Annotated in this window: 11 protein-coding genes; 5 read left to right on the forward strand and 6 right to left on the reverse strand. The window is 46.6% G+C overall.

The genetic code is table 11. The annotated features are described in order from the left end of the window. Positions 1-205 precede the first annotated feature (205 nt). Entirely contained in the window at positions 206-1501 is a 1296-nt protein-coding gene (locus tag ACFPFU_RS13585) for an amidohydrolase (protein ID WP_377065308.1), read from the reverse strand. A 153-nt stretch (positions 1502-1654) separates the two neighbouring features. Between ACFPFU_RS13585 and ACFPFU_RS13590 the strand changes: the two genes are divergently transcribed. Further along, positions 1655-2065 carry a c-type cytochrome gene (locus tag ACFPFU_RS13590; RefSeq protein ID WP_377065309.1) on the forward strand — a complete coding sequence of 137 codons (411 nt, stop codon included), beginning with the start codon at positions 1655-1657 and terminating at the stop codon, positions 2063-2065. Positions 2066-2147: 82 nt separating this feature from the next. Further along, complete coding sequence (locus ACFPFU_RS13595) at positions 2148-3176, forward strand: DUF481 domain-containing protein (protein WP_377065310.1); 1029 nt, start codon at positions 2148-2150, stop codon at positions 3174-3176. A gap of 4 nt (positions 3177-3180) precedes the next feature. Here ACFPFU_RS13595 and ACFPFU_RS13600 read toward each other — a convergent pair whose 3' ends face one another. The 3 genes from ACFPFU_RS13600 to ACFPFU_RS13610 all read right to left on the reverse strand — a co-directional run bounded on the left by ACFPFU_RS13600 (position 3181) and on the right by ACFPFU_RS13610 (position 12129). Beyond that, complete coding sequence (locus ACFPFU_RS13600; protein WP_377065311.1) at positions 3181-5847, reverse strand: hypothetical protein; 2667 nt, start codon at positions 5845-5847, stop codon at positions 3181-3183. Between the two features lie 459 nt (positions 5848-6306). Beyond that, positions 6307-7059, reverse strand: coding sequence for a peroxide stress protein YaaA (gene yaaA, locus ACFPFU_RS13605; protein WP_377065312.1), 753 nt, complete (start codon positions 7057-7059; stop codon positions 6307-6309). Positions 7060-7062: 3 nt separating this feature from the next. Continuing rightward, positions 7063-12129 carry a T9SS type B sorting domain-containing protein gene (locus ACFPFU_RS13610; protein WP_377065313.1) on the reverse strand — a complete coding sequence of 1689 codons (5067 nt, stop codon included), beginning with the start codon at positions 12127-12129 and terminating at the stop codon, positions 7063-7065. Between the two features lie 81 nt (positions 12130-12210). Here ACFPFU_RS13610 and ACFPFU_RS13615 point away from each other — a divergent pair, with 81 nt between their 5' ends. Genes ACFPFU_RS13615 through ACFPFU_RS13625 form a run of 3 tightly spaced genes read left to right on the forward strand, consistent with a single transcriptional unit; the run spans position 12211 to position 15323 of the window. Then, positions 12211-13260 carry a PorP/SprF family type IX secretion system membrane protein gene (locus ACFPFU_RS13615; RefSeq protein WP_377065314.1) on the forward strand — a complete coding sequence of 350 codons (1050 nt, stop codon included), beginning with the start codon at positions 12211-12213 and terminating at the stop codon, positions 13258-13260. 12 nt (positions 13261-13272) lie between these two features. Beyond that, positions 13273-14502: a M48 family metallopeptidase gene (locus tag ACFPFU_RS13620; RefSeq protein ID WP_377065315.1), complete on the forward strand. Its 1230-nt coding sequence runs from the start codon at positions 13273-13275 to the stop codon at positions 14500-14502. A gap of 41 nt (positions 14503-14543) precedes the next feature. Then, the gene (locus tag ACFPFU_RS13625; protein WP_377065316.1) at positions 14544-15323 is read left to right on the forward strand and encodes a phytanoyl-CoA dioxygenase family protein; all 780 of its coding nucleotides are present in this window, start codon (positions 14544-14546) and stop codon (positions 15321-15323) included. A gap of 4 nt (positions 15324-15327) precedes the next feature. Here ACFPFU_RS13625 and ACFPFU_RS13630 read toward each other — a convergent pair whose 3' ends face one another. Then, positions 15328-16386 (reverse strand): NAD(P)H-dependent glycerol-3-phosphate dehydrogenase, encoded by a 1059-nt coding sequence (locus tag ACFPFU_RS13630; RefSeq protein ID WP_377065317.1) that lies wholly within the window; start codon positions 16384-16386, stop codon positions 15328-15330. Beyond that, positions 16364-18061, reverse strand: coding sequence for a 1-acyl-sn-glycerol-3-phosphate acyltransferase (locus ACFPFU_RS13635; RefSeq protein WP_377065318.1), 1698 nt, complete (start codon positions 18059-18061; stop codon positions 16364-16366). Before ACFPFU_RS13635 ends, ACFPFU_RS13630 begins: the two co-directional genes overlap by 23 nt. Between the last annotated feature and the right edge of the window lie 64 nt (positions 18062-18125).

An 18125-nucleotide genomic window follows, 5' to 3' on the forward strand; every position in this document is an offset into this window, starting at 1 on the left:
TTATAAAAGTTGCATTGAAACCACCTGTTATTCAATAAGAAAGGACTACTTACCTATGTTAGATAAAACTTCATATCAAATCCTCCAAAGAAATAGTCAATTTACCGGCACCGGTTAGCCGCCAAGACAGGGCACGGCAGTCCCATTCCCAAACTTATATCCCAAGGTTCCCCTACCTACCCTTGGCCTATCGTCGAAGTTTTCGTTATTTGCTTCCCAAATAATCCAGGGTTAAATGCCCCAGTGCCCGCACGCCGAGAATAAAACCGCTTTCATCCAGGTAAAAGTCGGGCGTATGGTGGGAAGGGGCTTTTTTGGGATCACCATCCTTGGGCATGCCTCCGAGAAAGATAAACAAACCCGGCTTTTCTTTCTGAAAAAAACTGAAATCCTCCGCCCCGGTGGCCAGATCATGCTGCACCAGGTTCTCCTGGCCCGCCACTTTCTCCAGCGTGGCAATCATCTTTTCCGTAAGGCCGGGATCATTGTAGGTAACAGGATACATTTTTTTGATCCCCACCTCAGCTTTTGCACCCGCACTTTCGGCTATTTTTGAAGCAACCTCATTGATCCTATTATGTATCAATTCCTGTTGGGATTCGCTGTAGGTCCTTATTGTCCCCACCATTTCCACTTCCTCGGGTATAATGTTGTGCCTTACCCCTCCATGGATCGAGCCGACGGTGACAATGGCCGGAATCTCCGTGATATTGACGTTTCGGCTGACAATCGTCTGTAAGCCCATTACGATTTGAGAAGCCGTGACCACCGGATCCACAGAGGACCAGGGGTATGCCCCATGGGCCTGTTGGCCTTTTACCATAATACGTAGGTTGTCCACAGCAGCCATGGCGGGACCGGATCGGTACTTTATCGTTCCCACCGGGGTCTGTGAGTTGATATGCAATCCAAATATGGCATCCACATCCTTCATCACCCCTTCCTCCACCATTTGCTTGGCTCCCCAGGTTTCAGCTTGTGTATCCTCCAAGCCTTCCTCAGCCGGCTGAAAAATAAACTTAACGGTACCGGACAGGTCCTCCTTCATAGAAGCCAGTACTTCCGCCAAACCCATCAATATGGCTACATGGGAATCATGCCCGCATGCATGCATCACACCCGTCTCCTGCCCATTATATACCGTCCGCACCTGAGATTTAAATGGAACATCCACCCTTTCCGTCACCGGCAAAGCGTCCATGTCGGCTCTTAAAGCCACTGTCGGGCCTGGTTTGCCACCTTTTAAATAGCCGATCACGCCGGTTACCGCAACCTCCTCTTCCACCTCCATTCCCAAAGCTTTAAGATGGGCCGCCACGATTCCCGCCGTCCTGACCTCCTCATTGCCCAGTTCCGGATGTTCGTGAAAATCCCTTCTCCACTCGATGACCTTTGGTTCAATTTCTAAGGCTTTTTCATCCATCTTTTCCTTTAAATGGGTTTGCGCACAAAGCGGGGATGCTAAAAAAAGCATCCAAATAAAATTCCATTTGCTTCTCATAGTATATCAAAATAAGGTCGACATTACCAAAAATATAAAGATTATCGCGTTCATCCCTTTAAATGTCAAAAATTTTAACAACCGGCCCAATTTAGGACAAAATTGACTTAATTTGCACATGAAGGAACCATGAAAATGCTTACTGACATATTAATGAAACCTCTAATCGGGGGGCTGTGCATTTTGCTGTCGATCTCCTGTGAAAAAGAGACCGAGCGAATCAGCGTAGATGAACCCGCTCAAAGGGTTCGGGATTATATCAGAAAAATCCCGGGGGAGAATGACCCCATACCGGAAGCGCTTGCAGACAGAGGCGAAGTGTTGGTTGCTTATTCAGGTTGTTACGATTGTCACAGACGGGAAAAACGTTCCAAAGGCCCTGCTTTTTCGGATATTGCGGAAAGATACCCTGTACAGGAGGTCTACTTGGACATGCTCGCCCGGAAAGTAATCACGGGAGGAACAGGCTCTTGGGGAAGCCCGGTAATGACTCCCCATCCCCACTTGAAGTTAGAAGACGCCAAAATCATGGTGACTTATATCCTTTCTTTAAAACGGCAATAGATCCACGGTACACCGGTAGCGCTGACTTTGGAGAAAAATGGAACAATCCTTGTTACTTTGTTCCGGTTCTAATCTTAGTCACATGAAAAGAAGTTACCTGACTTTTTGCTTGTTGCTGGTAAATACTTTTTGTCTCCTTGGGCAGGATAAAGATACCGTCTATCTTTTTAATCAATCACCCTTGATCGGAGAAATAAAAAGAATCAAGCACGGGACCATGTTTTTTAAAGGGGATGATTTAGGCAATATAGAGATTGACTTACTTAACATCAAGACGCTCAGGGCATATGGTTATGGCTATCGTATACAGACCGCCGAAAGAGAATTCGTGGTGGGTGTATTCAGACCACATGATGATGATGGAAAAGTAATAGTATATGATGGTTATGAAGAACGGACACTTTTGATCAGAAACCTGAATGATGTTCAGTTGATCCACAAGAGCTTTTTCAAACGTCTGGAAGGAAGGGCCGGAGCCGGATACAGTTATACCAGGAGCAGTAACATAGGCAGGTGGAATGGCGACCTGCTGCTTGAATACGATACCGAGAGATTAGACATTGATCTCCGCGGATCGATCATCATCACCCAGGCTGAAGGGACTTGGGACAGAGAAAGGGAGGGGCTACAATTGATCTCCAATTACTACTTCAGCCCCAACTGGTTTGGATTTGGAATGGCAAATTATCAAAGAAACCTGCAGCTGGGCATCAACAGAAGGCTTCAACAAGGCCTGGGGACAGGGATTCCCTTCCTGCAACATAAAAGGGGCGTCGGGACGCTCACCTCTGGTTTGGTCATCAATCAGGAAATCAATACGGAGGGAATAAGGAACCACAATCTGTTTGAAGTCCCTGTCATCCTCAACATCGCATTTTTTAAGTTAAAAAGCCCAAAAATAAGTTTCAGCACCAGTCAAACCCTATTTATTGGTCTCATCCAGTCGGGTAGGTACCGAAATGACGGAGAAACGAGAATCAACTGGAAAATCATCAACAATATTGATTTAGGCATTAATTTTTATAACAACTTTGACAACAGGCCTCCGTTGGAAATCAGAAACACCAATTTTGACTATGGTTTGGTATTCAACCTGGGATACACGTTCTGAATACCTACTCCACCACTACGATGGATGCCTTTACCACCCTGTCTATACCCAGTGCATTGCTCTTGTATTTTATCACCAAAGGATAGGTGCCGATGGACACCTTTTTCCCATTGATCCAGCCATTCCATACACATACAGGTCCTGAGGGATCCGGATGAGTGCTTTCACAATAGTGGATCAATTCACCGGTTCTCTGATAAATAAATACTTCCACATGATCCACATCCGGGTCAATGAACACCCGGAAATCCTTATCGGGGTTTTCAGGCATCATGGCATTGGGGAACTTCACCAAGGACTCACACCGGTCTATTACCTCAAAATCATGTACCTGCTCGCAGCCGTTGGCATCAGTCACCGTTAGTTCGTAGTTTCCCGCAGTCAAAGGCCGGTAACTATCCGCTTCACCGACCAATTCCCCTTCATACCGCCATTCATAGGATGCAAATAGGCCTGGCTTTATCGTTGGGATGAGATTTTCTTCCGCACAGACATTGTAGGACTCCTGTATTTCCAAATCCGCTATTTCGAACCGTTCCACCTCATATTCTGTGCTCCCCATCCGGCAGTTGATCTCGTTCCGCACCACCACCTCGTAAATACCTTCCTCCGCCACATCGATTGACAATTCATCATCAAGGTCAAATAACCATTCGCTTTCCCCGTTGCCGTCTAACTTGAACCATTCGATTTTATGAACCAAATCCATGTCTTCTACCTCTGCTGTCAGTGTGGTAAATGGATCGTCTCCGCAAAATGGCGTCCCTTCCAAGGCCACGTCAACGGAATTTTCCGGTACGGCCACCGTAAAAAGAATGGGCTCAATCGGACAGGCACTGCTTGCTCTCGGCTGCACTTCCAGTAAATAATCCCCTACTCCGGGAGGAAAAAATTCCTCATCCCGTCCCACGATTTCCCTGTCCGGCGTCATCCATCGAATGATCACGGTATTGGGGTCTCTTCCAAAAAGCTCGGCAGTGTATATCTGATTTCCAAAACAGTTGATCAGTCTATTGGAATAATCAAATTCAAGCGGTTCGGTGACGGTCACTTCAAAAGTACGTGTTCTCGGACACAATGGAGAATCAGGATCGACCGGCGTACCTAACAACCTGTAGGTCCCTGAGGCATCGATTAAGAAAGTCTCACCTGCATCGGCATCTTCCTGGCTACCATCGGGCCGGGTTAGTCTATACACCAGGTCCTGGGAACTTTCGGGCAGCAGGTCGAAGGACTCACAAACCGTCAGGTCATCCGGTATAGAGAAACTAACCTGATTAGGGCCTTCTACTTCCTCCACACCGGTAGAGGCGCTGGTACAATTGTTATTATCACCCACCTCTACGGTATAATTGCCTTTTGGTACTTCTACTGTCAACTCCGTCTCGTTTTGGAAATCGCCTTCGTATTCACGTCCATCGTCACTCACTATCCTGTATTTCCCGGTTTGGGATGCGCCTAAAAAATCGATGATGATCCTTCCCGGCCGGGTGCCCGTTGACGAGCATCCCTGAGGGGATGTACTGATACTAAACTGGATCCCCTCTTCCGGGTTTTCATTTTCAATATTTACCCTTCGGGTCACCGTACAGCTGCCCACCGTGCCGGTCACGGTATAACTGCGGGGTTCCAGATTGGAAACGGTCCGCCGGCTGTTAGCCTCCATTTGGCCGATATCCCCGTCCGCTACGCCACTTATGGTCACAGATTCAAGTGCCTCATCCGCAATGATTTCAAATTCCCCATCCGCGTCATCACAGCTGGCTGCATCACTTATTTTTACTACCCTAAACTGGGGGGCGTCCCTCACTTCCAAGCCAAAAGACTTTTCAACCGAACAACCGGGCCGTTCGGGATCATCCACATTAAAAAAAATGGTATAAGTCCCTAATCCTTCCAGTTCGTCAGTGTCCAGGGCAAGATTATAGGATTGCTCAAGGAAAGTTCTTTCAGACTGCCCCTCCATCTGATAGGACCATTCAGCCAGGTAAGGTGAGTCGGGTTTATAATTCACGGTTTCCCCGAGACAAGCAACCGTGGTAGAGGCCTCCACTTCCACCTGGATAGATGGCCCTACATAGGTTGAGGCAACTGCCTCACAGGCAATGGAACTCACCTTTACATAATATCGGCCTGCCCTGTTGGTCTCAAACGTATTTTCAGTTCCCAAAACATTGTTGGAAGTGTCAAGCCATTCAAAGCTGTACCTGGAAAAATTAGGGTCATCCGGATCCAAGGCCTGTAATGTTACCGTTTCACTGCCACACAGTACCACATCCGGAGCCAATACAAAGCGGGGGCCTCTCTCCACGGCGACCGTTTTCGTCTCCTGATAATAATTCTGGTTGTCGCCACGAATTACCCTGAGACTCACGGTAAACTCTCCAATGGAGGTAAAGGGAAATTCGATGGACTCCACATCACTCCCTCCTGACTGATAAAAAAGTTCAAAACCATCGGCGTCCTTTATACTCCAAATATACCGGTCATTGGGATCGCCCCCTGCACTGAAATTCGCGTATACAAAAGCACCGTTGAGGCATACACCATCCGGTCCGCTTAGCTCGGGTTCCTGAAAAAATGCACTCATCACCATGCCTTTGGTCGCCGGAAATAAGGTAGCCACATACATCAGCATGGCCGTTGCTGTCAGACGAATTCCCCAAGCCATTCTATATCACTTATCTAAATTAATGTAGGATTTTCTTAATCATGATCCGGAGGAGTATCGGGATCAGAATTATACTTGCATAATCTATACCAAAACACGAAAGTTGAGCAGCCCGGTCACTGAGCTCCAATCAAAAAATTCCTTTAGTAGTCTTTTTTAGCGTTTCTTGAATGTTTTCACGAAAAAAGTTCTTGGAAATAAATTCGTCCATAGGAGCCGGGGGTTTTCATCCCGGGGTACTATAGTTCCACCCTTTACACGGGTTTTCCTAACACTTAAAATCTTTGATAATCAGAATCGAACCCAGTTTTTAAATTTACATTTAACTTGGTTCATTTCTTACTTGCCAATGTAACAGCGGCATAAAATAAACCCACCGGTTTTTGCGGTGGATAAAAAATAAGCCGGGACCATAATAACGTTGCCCGGCTTTCTGGTTTTGCAGGGAAAAGGATTAGGTCACCGGATAAATACCCAATCATCTTTGCTGCTCAAATTTTCCGCATATTCATACCCGTTTTCATTAAATGTCTTAAGTTTCTCCGGCTCATTGATACGGTTTTTGATGATGAAATTCGTCATCATCCCGCGGGCTTGTTTGGCATAAATGCCAATCACCTTATAATTCCCGTTCTTGTATTCTTTAAATACGGGATTGACTACTTTTGCTTTTAAACAGTTTGTATCCACTGCCTTAAAATATTCCTGAGAAGCCAGATTGATCACCGGCTCATGGTTTGCGGCTTTGTCTATTGCTCCGGCGATTTTTCTTCCCCAAAATTCGTACAGGTTTTTGCCCTTCTTGTTTTTAAGAGGAATGCCCATCTCCAGCCTATAAGGCTGTATAAGGTCCATAGGTTTCAATAATCCATATAATCCGGACAAAATCCGAAGGTGTTTTTGGGCAAAATCGAACGCTTCTTTTGAAAAATCCTCAACATCGATTTGGGTGTAAACATCCCCTTTAAATAGCAAGAGCGCCTGTTTCGAATTGGAAAGAGTAAATTTATCCACAAACTGTTGGTACCTCTCTTCATTTAAAGCAGCAATGTTTTCGCTGACTTTCATTAAGCCCTGAATGTCATTTTTGTTTTTTTTCTTCATGATGCCAACCAATTCACTTGTTTCCTTTTGGAACTCAGGCTGGGTATGAAGTGAAACGTCGGTGGCTGATAAATCCAAAGTTTTGGCGGGGGAAATCAAAGTAATCATAAATTAATCTATTACAACTATAGCCTTTCTTAAAGTTTTATTGATCATCTGTCTTTCATTGGTAAACTTGACCACCACCGGATATGTTCCCGGAAGGACTTTTCTTCCGTTTACCATGCCATCCCAACTGCATATGGAAATGTTTTCCACGGGGTTTTGTTCCTCACAGTAATAGATCAATTCACCCCATCGGTTGTATATGTAAACATGGATCTCGTCTATCTGTCCTTTGATGTGGATCACAAAGTTTTTGCTCGGATTGTCGGGGATAACCGCATTGGGAAAAGTAATATCTACCTCACATACATTTTGAACAGAGAACGTCACGGAAAATTCACACCCTGCTTCATCCATTACCCTCAATTCATATTCGCCATCCTCTTCCGGCGTAAATTCCCGTTCCTCACTCACCAGTTCCCCGTCCAAAAACCATTCATAGGTTGCCCATGTGCCAGGATCAAGCGTGGTAACGTTTCCCTCCAAAGCACAAATCTCATATTGATCCTGTAGCTGTGGAGGCTCACTGGCAGATTCATTGATATCGATCTCCCCGGAACCTATAACACAGTCGACTTCATTGTATAAAACAATTTCGTACCGGCCAGGAGCATCTACCGTAATTATGGGACCGGTTTCGCCTTCTATCAAGGTCCTGGCAGCTCCCACCACCCTGTACCATTCCATCCTATCTACTTCCGTCAAGTCTCCCAGTGCGGTGATTTCAGTGGTTTCCGCGCCTCCGCAAAGTTGGGGACTGCTGAGTTCCACTTCCACCTCATCTCCCCCGCTGATTTCATACGTCTGCGGGTCGGGGATGGCACAGCCGCCAATGTCAGTCACTTCCACCATGTACCTTCCCCGGGGAAGGGCCGTCTCTATTTCTGTTTCTTCGGTAAATGAATCCGTGATCTCCTCCCCGCTGTCCAATCCAATAATGGTATAGCTCCCTGAAGCCGGGCCGTTGGGAAAACGGATGACTATTGCCCCGTCAGTAAAGCCATCGACTCCACAGGTTTCCGGAAAGGCTTCCACCTCAAATCCCACGTCAGCGGGTGGATTCGAATTTTCCACCACTGACACCTGACTGTCAAAACAACCCCCGTTATAGCCTTCGAAAGTATAAGTACCGGGGCCAAGACCGGAAAGCGCAAGCGTCTCGCCAGCCGTCAACCCCAGGAACACATCTTCCGTATCGCGTGATATCAGGCTGTCAAGGTCGGCAAGCAGCCTGATCTCAATCATACCGTCCCCTACTTCACAACTTTCAGCCGGGGATACGCTGATGATTTCAAAGTCAGGCAATGGATTTACCCTCAATGCCACCGTTTTTTCCACCGCGCAGGTACTGTCCAGGGGATCCTCTGTCAAAAAATAAACCTCATAGTCTCCAGGCCCCTCCAGGTCTCCGGTATTCAGTTCCAGTTCCTGGGATTCACCCAAACTCAACCGCTCATCCGAGCCTTCCAGTTGGATGGACCAGACACCTGTCACCGGGGTATCGGGTGAAAAAGTAACCGTTTCGCCATAGCAAACCTCTTCATCCGATTGTGTTATCTCAAATTCAAATGCCGGCCCCACAAACACCGACTGGGTCACGGGACAGGTTTCAAATGTGGCAGGATCCTGCCCATCTGGAAGGGCATACGCCACCGTAACCGTGTAAATACTCTCCTCTGTTACTTCCAGTACATTTTCGTTGCCCACTATTTCTCCCGCCGCATTCACCCATTCAAAAACGTATTCATCAATACTGGGATCCTCAGGGTCAACCGCGACCAGCTCCAAGGTAGCGCCTGCACAAAGGGTGATTTCCGACGGCAAAATGATTTCGGGAGAATCCAGCACCTCCACTTCCATCGTAAAAACCTCTTCCCATGGCGTCCCGCACCGGTCGACATTAAGTTCCACGGTATAAACTCCTACTGCGTCAAATACATACTCCAGATCCTGAAATTCCTCCCCCGGCCCCCCGTCATCATACACCACCGTGCCATCCTCATGGGTAATCGTCCAGAAATAACTGTCAATATCCGGTTCGCCGCCACCCTCAAACAGCCCCACCGCTCCTTCATCCGCGCTGAGGCAAAGCCTTTCAGGGCCGCTTAACATAGGATCGGCGATGTAGCTTCCAGACTGCTGAACAAATGAGGGCAAGCCCAGGCCTGATGGCCCAGGCATGGGCAAAACTCCATCTTGAGAAAAGGTACTTGGATTGCACGAACTTCCTATTTGTATCTGTCCTATCCTGTCTGAACCTACTACGGCAGCATAAATTTGACCATCAGGTCCCATTTGCAAAGCGCCAAGGTTCAAACCATTGGAACCTGACACAGTCGCCCTGCTGTCCAAAATACATTGTTCGATTTCAGATTGAGAGGAAGCATTTTCAAAACATTCCGGACAAACAGTGGTAATGGGGTTCTCGGGATCAGTAGCATCCGTCTCCTCCACGCCTCGAATAAAGAATTCCTCCACGCCTTTCTCGTTTAAATAAGACACAAAAAGCCTGGTACCGTCACTCGAAAATTCCACCCCATACACCTCATCATCACAACCCAGGTCAATCTTCATCCCATTGGTCAACTCACCTGAATTTTGATCAAAATCAAAAACTTCCACATAGCTACATCCATTCTCAACAATAGTGACAGTCAGTTTGTCTCCTTGTGGGCTGAATTTCATGGTGCCCACACCTGTCCCGAAATTATGGACACTCCCTACTGAGCTGATGACCGGCTGCCCAATACCCTGGCCAGAGACAGGGTAGGCGCGGAAGGAGTTGTTCCCCACTTCATGGTACATCACCCACGTGGTGTCTCCGGTATTCAAGGCGGCAGAATGTTCCGTACTGGGGCTAAAGAGAAAATTACCCTTGGAAACCACGTTGCCAATACCGTCCTGGTTTTGTCCTCTCATATCAACCACCGAGAAATTAGCCTGATTTGATCCTCCGGCGGCCGCCTGGGTGGTAAACAAGTAATACAAACCCGGTTCGCCGGGTACTTCTACGGCGATCACACTCCCGGCGGACATGTTGTCCCCCCCAAGATCGGCCCCATTCGCCATTTGGTTTCCATTTAAGTCCCAGACGGTTTCGCCGTCGGTATAGAAAAGCACCTGTCCGGTCTGGTCGGAGATGGTGGTGGTACCGGCGGGTAAATTCCATACATAGCCGGGATTCTCTACAGGTCTCGGAGTGGGTGCGTCGGGATCATCCGGATCCGGATTAAAGTCCAATCCGGCATTATTACCGAAGTACCATATTTGATTGGTTTGGTCATTTACCTGCTGGTTGTTTTCGGTATCCCAGGCTCTTACGGTGATTTCCGCGTAGGAATAGCAGGTGGAGTTAGGCTCCCTGACCAATACCCAGTAGGTACCGGGTTCGCAAACTTCATTCGGAGCTTCAGAAATCCACCGCTCATCTTTTTTATTGGACCAGAAGTATTCATAATTCCCGCCTCCCGGTTGCCCTCCTACACCCCCACCGGGAAGCCCACCGCCTCCACCACCGCCTTGGTCATCGCCGGAAGACACTTCCAAAAGATCATTGAGGTCAAGCCCGGGATTGCACCAGGGATAACATAAAGTGGTATCGGAAGGTGTAAACTGTGCCTGCAGTTCATTTTCGGTAAATTCAATAGTTTTCGGTCCTGCGGTTGCGGTTTCCCCGTTGGCAAAGGTTACCGTCAAGATCACGGTCACCTGCTCTTCTGATGTGACACTGGCGGGTAAGAGGAGGTGCTCCTGGGTCATGTCCATTTCGATCTCCTCACCGTCCTCATCCACAGGTGGTGGTAAAATCTCCCATTCAAAGCTGACAGGCCGATAATTGGTAGGTTCTATGATACTGGTCAGTTGCAGGGGATTGTTCATACAGGGAAAGTCATCCTGCCATATAAAATCCACTTGAGCATCGATGTCCATATTGGGGGAAAAAGTAGGAAATACCGTTCCGCAGAAATCGGTACCATTAAAAGGATCCTCTTCCGGTTCCACTTCCTCCAGGCTTTCTTCGTCTGGGTTGTTGACCCTGCCTACATAATAAGCATCATTGTCTGGTTCTTGATAAATGTAATATAGTCTCCCATCCGGCCCGGCTCTGATGTCATATATTTGATCTATATCGGACTCCAACGGGACAGCTTCCGGACTGGCATTAGGGTCATCAACCGGGATTCTCAGCAGCTGGTCTCCTTGACTGAAATATATATAAGAGCCATCTGGAGAAAATGCAGCTCCTTCGATAGGCTCGCCGTTACCGGATTGAGAAAGTGCGGTAGGAGCGCCGAAAGTACCGGTGGATGTATCAAAATCCAGAACAACCAACTCTTCGTTTGGGTTTTCCGGTATAATTACAAGTTGCCGGGTATCTTCATTGAAGATAATAGCCTTGGGTATGGATGAAAAACTTTCGGAATCGGTTACCAGAAAACTGCCTTCCGCCTCCTCAATTCTTCTCGCTACGAGTTCTCCATCCTCAAAGCTAATCAGGTAGGATGGCGATTCGCTGGTTTTCACCACGGCGATTGCTCCGGAAGCAGGCCCGATAGGTTCATCCAGTGTAGTGACTTCTCCCAAAGGAGGTTGGTTGGAATTGGCTCCCCCAGGGGCATCCATATCTATAACAGAATATTGCAACTGACCACTTGGAGAAATATAGAAAGCATAAAAAAGACGCTCACCGTCGGGATCATAACTCAAGCTGCTAATAGCCACTGTCTGCCTGCCTTCATAATTTCCGTTAAAGCCATTAGGAGCTCCCTGAATGGGTTGATTATCATAATTATATACCAATTCCCCATTGGTATAAAAAAGAATCTGACCGGTAATGGGATCAATGGCAATGGCGTTATTGTCTTCGCCTACTATTATCGATCCGGGCAGACTCTGGACAGCGGGTTCTCCTCCTTTGCCGAAAGAAATATAATTGTTATTTTCGGAAGATCCGCAATAACCGAAAATCCATTCGTTATTGTTATAGCCCTGGGAAAGAACTTTTTCATTACCCAATAAAAATATTGCCGCAAAAGTTACTCTAATTATGATGTTTATAGGGCTATATTTCATAATTTACACACTGCTTTATATACACCATTAAAGCAGGAAAACGTTTATAAACTGTTTGGTATCCAATTAACGAAGAAATCCTTGTTTAAGTCGCAAATAAATACAGTTTTTTTCACGCTGGCGGGGCTTCTTGTATCCATAACATGTCATGGTCAGGACCCCCAATACAGCCAGTATTATGCGGCTCCCTTGTACTTAAACCCGGCATTTGCAGGATCCGAACTTGCTACCCGCGTCGGGGTCAATTACCGCAATCAGTGGCCGGGGCTGGACGCCAACTTCAATACTTTTTCTGCTTACATTGACACCTTTTTGGAAGAATATAATACCGGCATAGGGTTCTTGGTCACCAACGATACAGAAGGCGCCGCCGGACTGATGTCCACCAATATTTCAGGCATGATTTCCTATGAACTCAAAATCGCTGATCAGGCTTATTTCAGGCCGGGTTTTCAGGCAAGTTATATCCGGCGGGAAATAGGTTTTTATGAGAACCTAGTTTTTGCAAACCAGATTAATCCCAGCGACCCGTTCGGACCTATTTTGCCGGGCGATGATCTACCGGGTTTCGGGGACCCTGTGAATCTTCTTTCGGTATCGTTGGGTGGGCTTTTCTTTACGGAAAATTTCTGGTTTGGATTTACCGGGCATCATGTCAACCAGCCCAACCAGAGTTTTCTGGAAGACGGGATCAGCCACCTCCCCATCAAATTTTCCGTCCACACCGGCTACCGCATTTCTCTTGGGCAAGGCCCCATGAGAAGGGATTTTACCCATACCCATAGGCAAAGGTATTTTACACCTACGCTTAATTATAAAAGACAGGGGCCCTTTGAGCAACTGGACCTGGGAGCTTATTTTTATTTCGAACCTGTGGTTTTCGGAGCATGGTACAGGGGTTTGCCCTATAAGCCTATAGAGCAGCAAAGCAACCGGGATGCTATCGTGATGATGGTAGGCTTTAATCTTACCTCCGGTTTTAATATAGGGTATAGCTTTGATTATACCGTGTCCCAACTGGGCATCCAGTCCGGTGGCGCACATGAGGTCAGTCTTTCCTATATCTTTCCTCCAAAAAACCCAGGTGCTCCAAGAAAAAGGGACACCATACTCCCTTGTCCCAAATTTTGATAATTTTGCAACATGGACCCAACAATCATAAAGTACCTCTTGGTGGGGATACTCACCGTTAATTTTGCATTCGACAAAATCCTTAGCTGGCTGAATGTAAACAGAGAAATCAAATCCATTCCTAATACATTGGACCAGTATTTAAGTAAAGAGAAACTGGTGGAACATAAAAACTATCAGTTGGTCAACTACAAGTTCGGGCTGGTTACGGGGATTTTTTCTTTTTTATTGACAGTAGGTTTTATTTGGTTCGGCTTTTTCGGATTTCTGGATGAATGGCTGCGGACTTACATCGAATCTCCCATTTTCTTATCCATTGTTTATTTTGGCATCGTATTTATCGGGTCCGGACTCATATCCATTCCTTTTGACTATTATCATACCTTTAAAATAGAAGAGGATTTTGGATTCAACAAGTCCACCAAAAAAACCTTCTTTTTGGACAAAATCAAAAGCTACCTCCTGTCGGTCCTGATCGGCGGGGTTTTGCTGTTTGCGCTTCTCTGGCTTGTCCTGAAAATGGGAACTGATTTTTGGTGGCAATTCTGGATAATAGCTTCCATCTTCATGGTATTGGTCAACATGTTTTTCTCCGCATTAATTCTCCCCTTGTTTAACAAATTGTCTCCCCTGGAAGAGGGTGAGCTGAAAAAAAACATCCTGGATTATGCCCAGTCGGTAGGGTTTTCATTGGATAACGTCTTTGTCATGGACGGCAGTAAAAGATCCACCAAGGCCAATGCTTTTTTTTCCGGACTCGGGAAACGGAAAAAAGTGGTACTTTATGACACGCTTCTGGAACAGCACACCACCCAGGAACTGGTAGCTGTGCTTGCCCATGAGATCGGTCATTATAAAAAGGGGCATATCAAGTTGGGCATCTTCACCGGAATTGTACAGACGGGAATAATTCTATACATATTGTCGCTGTTTATTTTTAGTGAAAACATCAGTTTGGCTCTTGGAGGAAGCCAAATGGCGGTTCATCTGAATATCATCGGGTTTACCATGCTTTTCTCTCCTATTTCTACGCTTCTGGGGATCGCCATGAACATACTTAGCAGAAAACATGAATTTGAAGCCGATGAGTTTGCCCGGAAGACCTATGCCGGAAAGCCGCTGGCAGAAGCGTTGAAAACCTTATCGGTCAAAACCCTTTCCAATCTGAACCCTCATCCGGCATATGTATTTGTCCATTATTCCCATCCGCCTCTTATGCAGAGATTGGAAAAACTGGAATAAATTTACATAAATGATACGTAACCCTTTAACCAAAGCAGCTCATGGATACTTTAACCAAATTAGGTGTTGTCCCTTCCACGCTATCATCGGAAGAAAAGGAATTTTTAGATACCCAGGGTTATCTTAATTTAGGAGTGCTCCTTACGGAGACCCAACTCCTTTCTATCAGAGGCAAAATCAAAGAATTGCTCGAAAAAGAAGGGGAACATGCGGGAAGGGAACTGGTGGATTCTCCTTATATCCGGCATCCCCGGGAAGCCGGCGCGGACCGCCTGGCAGATCTGGTCAACAAAGGTGCTGAATTCGATGTTTTTTATACCCATCCAAAAGTTTTGGCCGCCATCGCCCATGTCCTGGGCCAAAACATCAAGCTGTCTTCGCTCAACTACCGCGCCGCAAAACCCGGCGCGGGACTCCAAAAACTCCATGCGGATTGGCACGAGGCTGTAGGCCCCGATGACTTCAAAGTCTGTAACTCAATATGGTTGCTGGATGATTTCAGAAAGGAAAACGGCGCCACCCGGGTGGTACCGGGTACCCACCTGAATACCCTGCTTCCGCAGGATGCTTTAAAAGATCCAATGGAACACCACCCAGAGGAGATCCTTATTGAAGCGCCTGCCGGATCCGTGGTGGTTTTTAACTCACACACCTGGCATGGGGGTACCACCAACCATACTTCCGAGGCGAGGAGAGCCATACACAGTTACTTCTGCCGGCGGGACCAACCCCAACAAGTGGATCAAAAAAGGTATATCCGACCCGAAACCCTGGCACGGATATCGCCGGCAGCCGCCGATATTTTGGGTTTGGACAGTTAAGGAATCACAAAAAATCTATATCCACGTTAGCGGGATATTTCATTAAATATTGCAAAGCGGTTTCCACTTTGAAACCTTCAAACAGCACTTTGTATAAGTTTTCGGTGATGGGGGCGCGAAGGTCTGTGCCGCTTAAAAAAAGCTTGACCAATTTAACCGTATTGATCCCCTCCGCCACTTCTTCCATATCCGCAACAATGTCATCCAGTTTATCTCCTTTTGCCAGACGGTAACCCACCGTGAAATTTCTGGAAAGCGTGGAGTTGCAAGTGGTGACAAGATCGCCAATTCCCGCCAGTCCAATAAACGACTTGGTACTGCCTCCCATGGCGTTGCCCAAATAAATCAGTTCCACCATCCCCCTGGATATCAACAAGCCCTTCGCATTTTCACCCAGCCCCATCCCCGACAATGCGCCTGCAGCAATGGCTATGATGTTTTTCAAAACCCCACTTAACTCTACCCCTACGATATCCGGGTTGCCATAAACCTGGAAATTATCCGAGCGCAGGAGGCGCTGGCCTTCCTGTATCACTTCATTGTAGTGACTGGCCACCACTGTTGCCGCCGGTTGGTTCTGGAGGAGTTCTTTGGCGAGATTCGGCCCCGCCAAACAGCCCACCCGGACCACTACGGTTTCATTCATGATCACCTCACTCATGGTGCAGATATTTTCCCTTTTTATCTTTTTCACGGTCTCCAAAGACATCCCATCCGGAAGGTTCAGTGAAAGCCCCTTGGTCCCATGGATCATCAAATGATACGGGTGCAGATAAGGCGAAAACTGTCTGATCACCTCCCTGAACCCTGAGGAAGACACCATAGGAAACAGCACGTCACAGGTGTCACATATATATTCAGGGTCATTGGTAGCTTCGATACTTTCATGCAGTTTTCTACCCTTGGCCGTGTGAAATTCATTGATTTCCTCTACCACATTAAGGTCTCTGGCATAGACTTTCACCTGTCTTTTTTCCGAGAGCAAGTTGGCTATTGCCGCACCAAAGCTGCCAACTCCTATCACACCAACTGGTTTGTTTCTATAAGATTTTTTCAAGTTCATATCCATCCAGTCTGTTATGATAATAGTACAATAAGCTGATGTCCTCAGTAATCACGTCGCCTTTTTCATTGCGGATCAGTGGCCTCTTCGCATGGTACATCCCCACGTTATCCAATCCATGCGCAATGATCTCTTCTATGCCCCCGCTCAGGTGAGGCGCCATATGCACCTTCCCCTCTTCTCTGAGCTCTTTGATCCTGTCCAAAACTTGCTGACAAGCCCTTTCGAACTCAGCATAATCCAGTATGATGTCTTCCTCCGGGATTCTCAGCAGGCTAAAAAGATCCAGGGTGCGGTTGGCCTTCTTGATCAACCGAAAAGCGGTAAATGCCACAAGATGACTGCTGAATACCCGGTTGATTTTATGAAACTCTTCTACGATTCTGCCACCCAGCTTTTTTGTATACTCCTCTTCCCGCTGGAGGTCCACTGTTACTTCGCCATTGCTCACAAAATAGTCTCTGCAATCTATGCCCCGTCCGTATTTATCCCTGCTGTTCCCTTCATTGTCCACATAGTTGCCCATAATATCCATTGCTTTACCGATTGAAACAGAAATATCAGATCCCTTGGTGAAGAATTTTACCAAGAACTTTGAAATCTTATAAGAGGTGGAAAACTCATCGGATTCATTATAGTACCTTTCCTGACCGGTAAAATCCAGGTGTTCTTTGATCAGACTTGGCGCTTCCAATACAAAATGGTAATTGATCGTAACTGGGACAATGAAAATTTTGCCGCTGTTTTCCTCAAATCCTTTTTGATAATTTGCCCGTTGGGCTTCGATGGCAGTACTCAACAGTCCGAGTTTCAATTTGGACTCAATGTTGCCGCTACGGGATCTGGTCCCGCCTGGAAAAAAGAGGCTGTGGCATCCAAACATGATGGCCTCTTTGGAATAAGTTTTGAGCGTTTCGACATAAAGCAGGTTTTTCTTTCTTCTGTCCACCTTGTAGGCCCCCAACGCATTCATAAAATAGGCAAAAATCTGAATGTTGAACAGGTTCAATCCGGCCCCGTAAATAAATGGCGGTAAACCAAGCGTACTGATGGTCCATCCGACAAGGACGCTGTCGAGGTTACTGAAATGCGTGGGCACCATCACTATGGTACCCTTGGAGGCCAGTTCTCTTAATTGGTCCGTCTCCCCGGTGATCTGTATTTTATCCTGCAAGCTGTATTGCTTACTGAAAATCGATTTAAACCCTTTCACCCGAGCAGTATTCAACAACCTGGAAAACCCGAAGGTGACCATACTTCTGGTCATTTTATAATGGCTGTGCTTAAAGTTTCCCGCTATCTCTTCCGCGTACCTGAGGGTAATGGAGGTAAGTATTTCCAGATAGGCCCTCCTTTTGGCTTCCCCTCCCAGTTGCTGATCACTCCCAATGGCCAGCAAGGAAGATTTAACCTTGGACCAAAAAAACTTTTCGTCATCGGGGTCCACCAACCAGGGATTCTGTTTGATCCTCATCCTCTCGCGATACAATGTGGTTTCCAATTCTTCTTTTAGCAGATGAACCTGGTTTCCGGTCAGTTCAAGTATCCTCTCATTACTGGTCTCCACTACCTTTTGGATGAACAACTTTCGATTTTTACTTAATTTTACCACGGGCCACTCATCCTTTTTTGGAAATATTGGCGCGTATTTGTGTTTAATATAATTGTCGGTCAAGGGTTCAGATTTTGGTTGATCAAAGATAAGTAAAAATAAAAATCAATAAACACAATATTGATTA

This window comes from Negadavirga shengliensis (assembly GCF_042652345.1).
Taxonomy (GTDB): Bacteria; Bacteroidota; Bacteroidia; order Cytophagales; family Cyclobacteriaceae; genus Negadavirga; species Negadavirga shengliensis.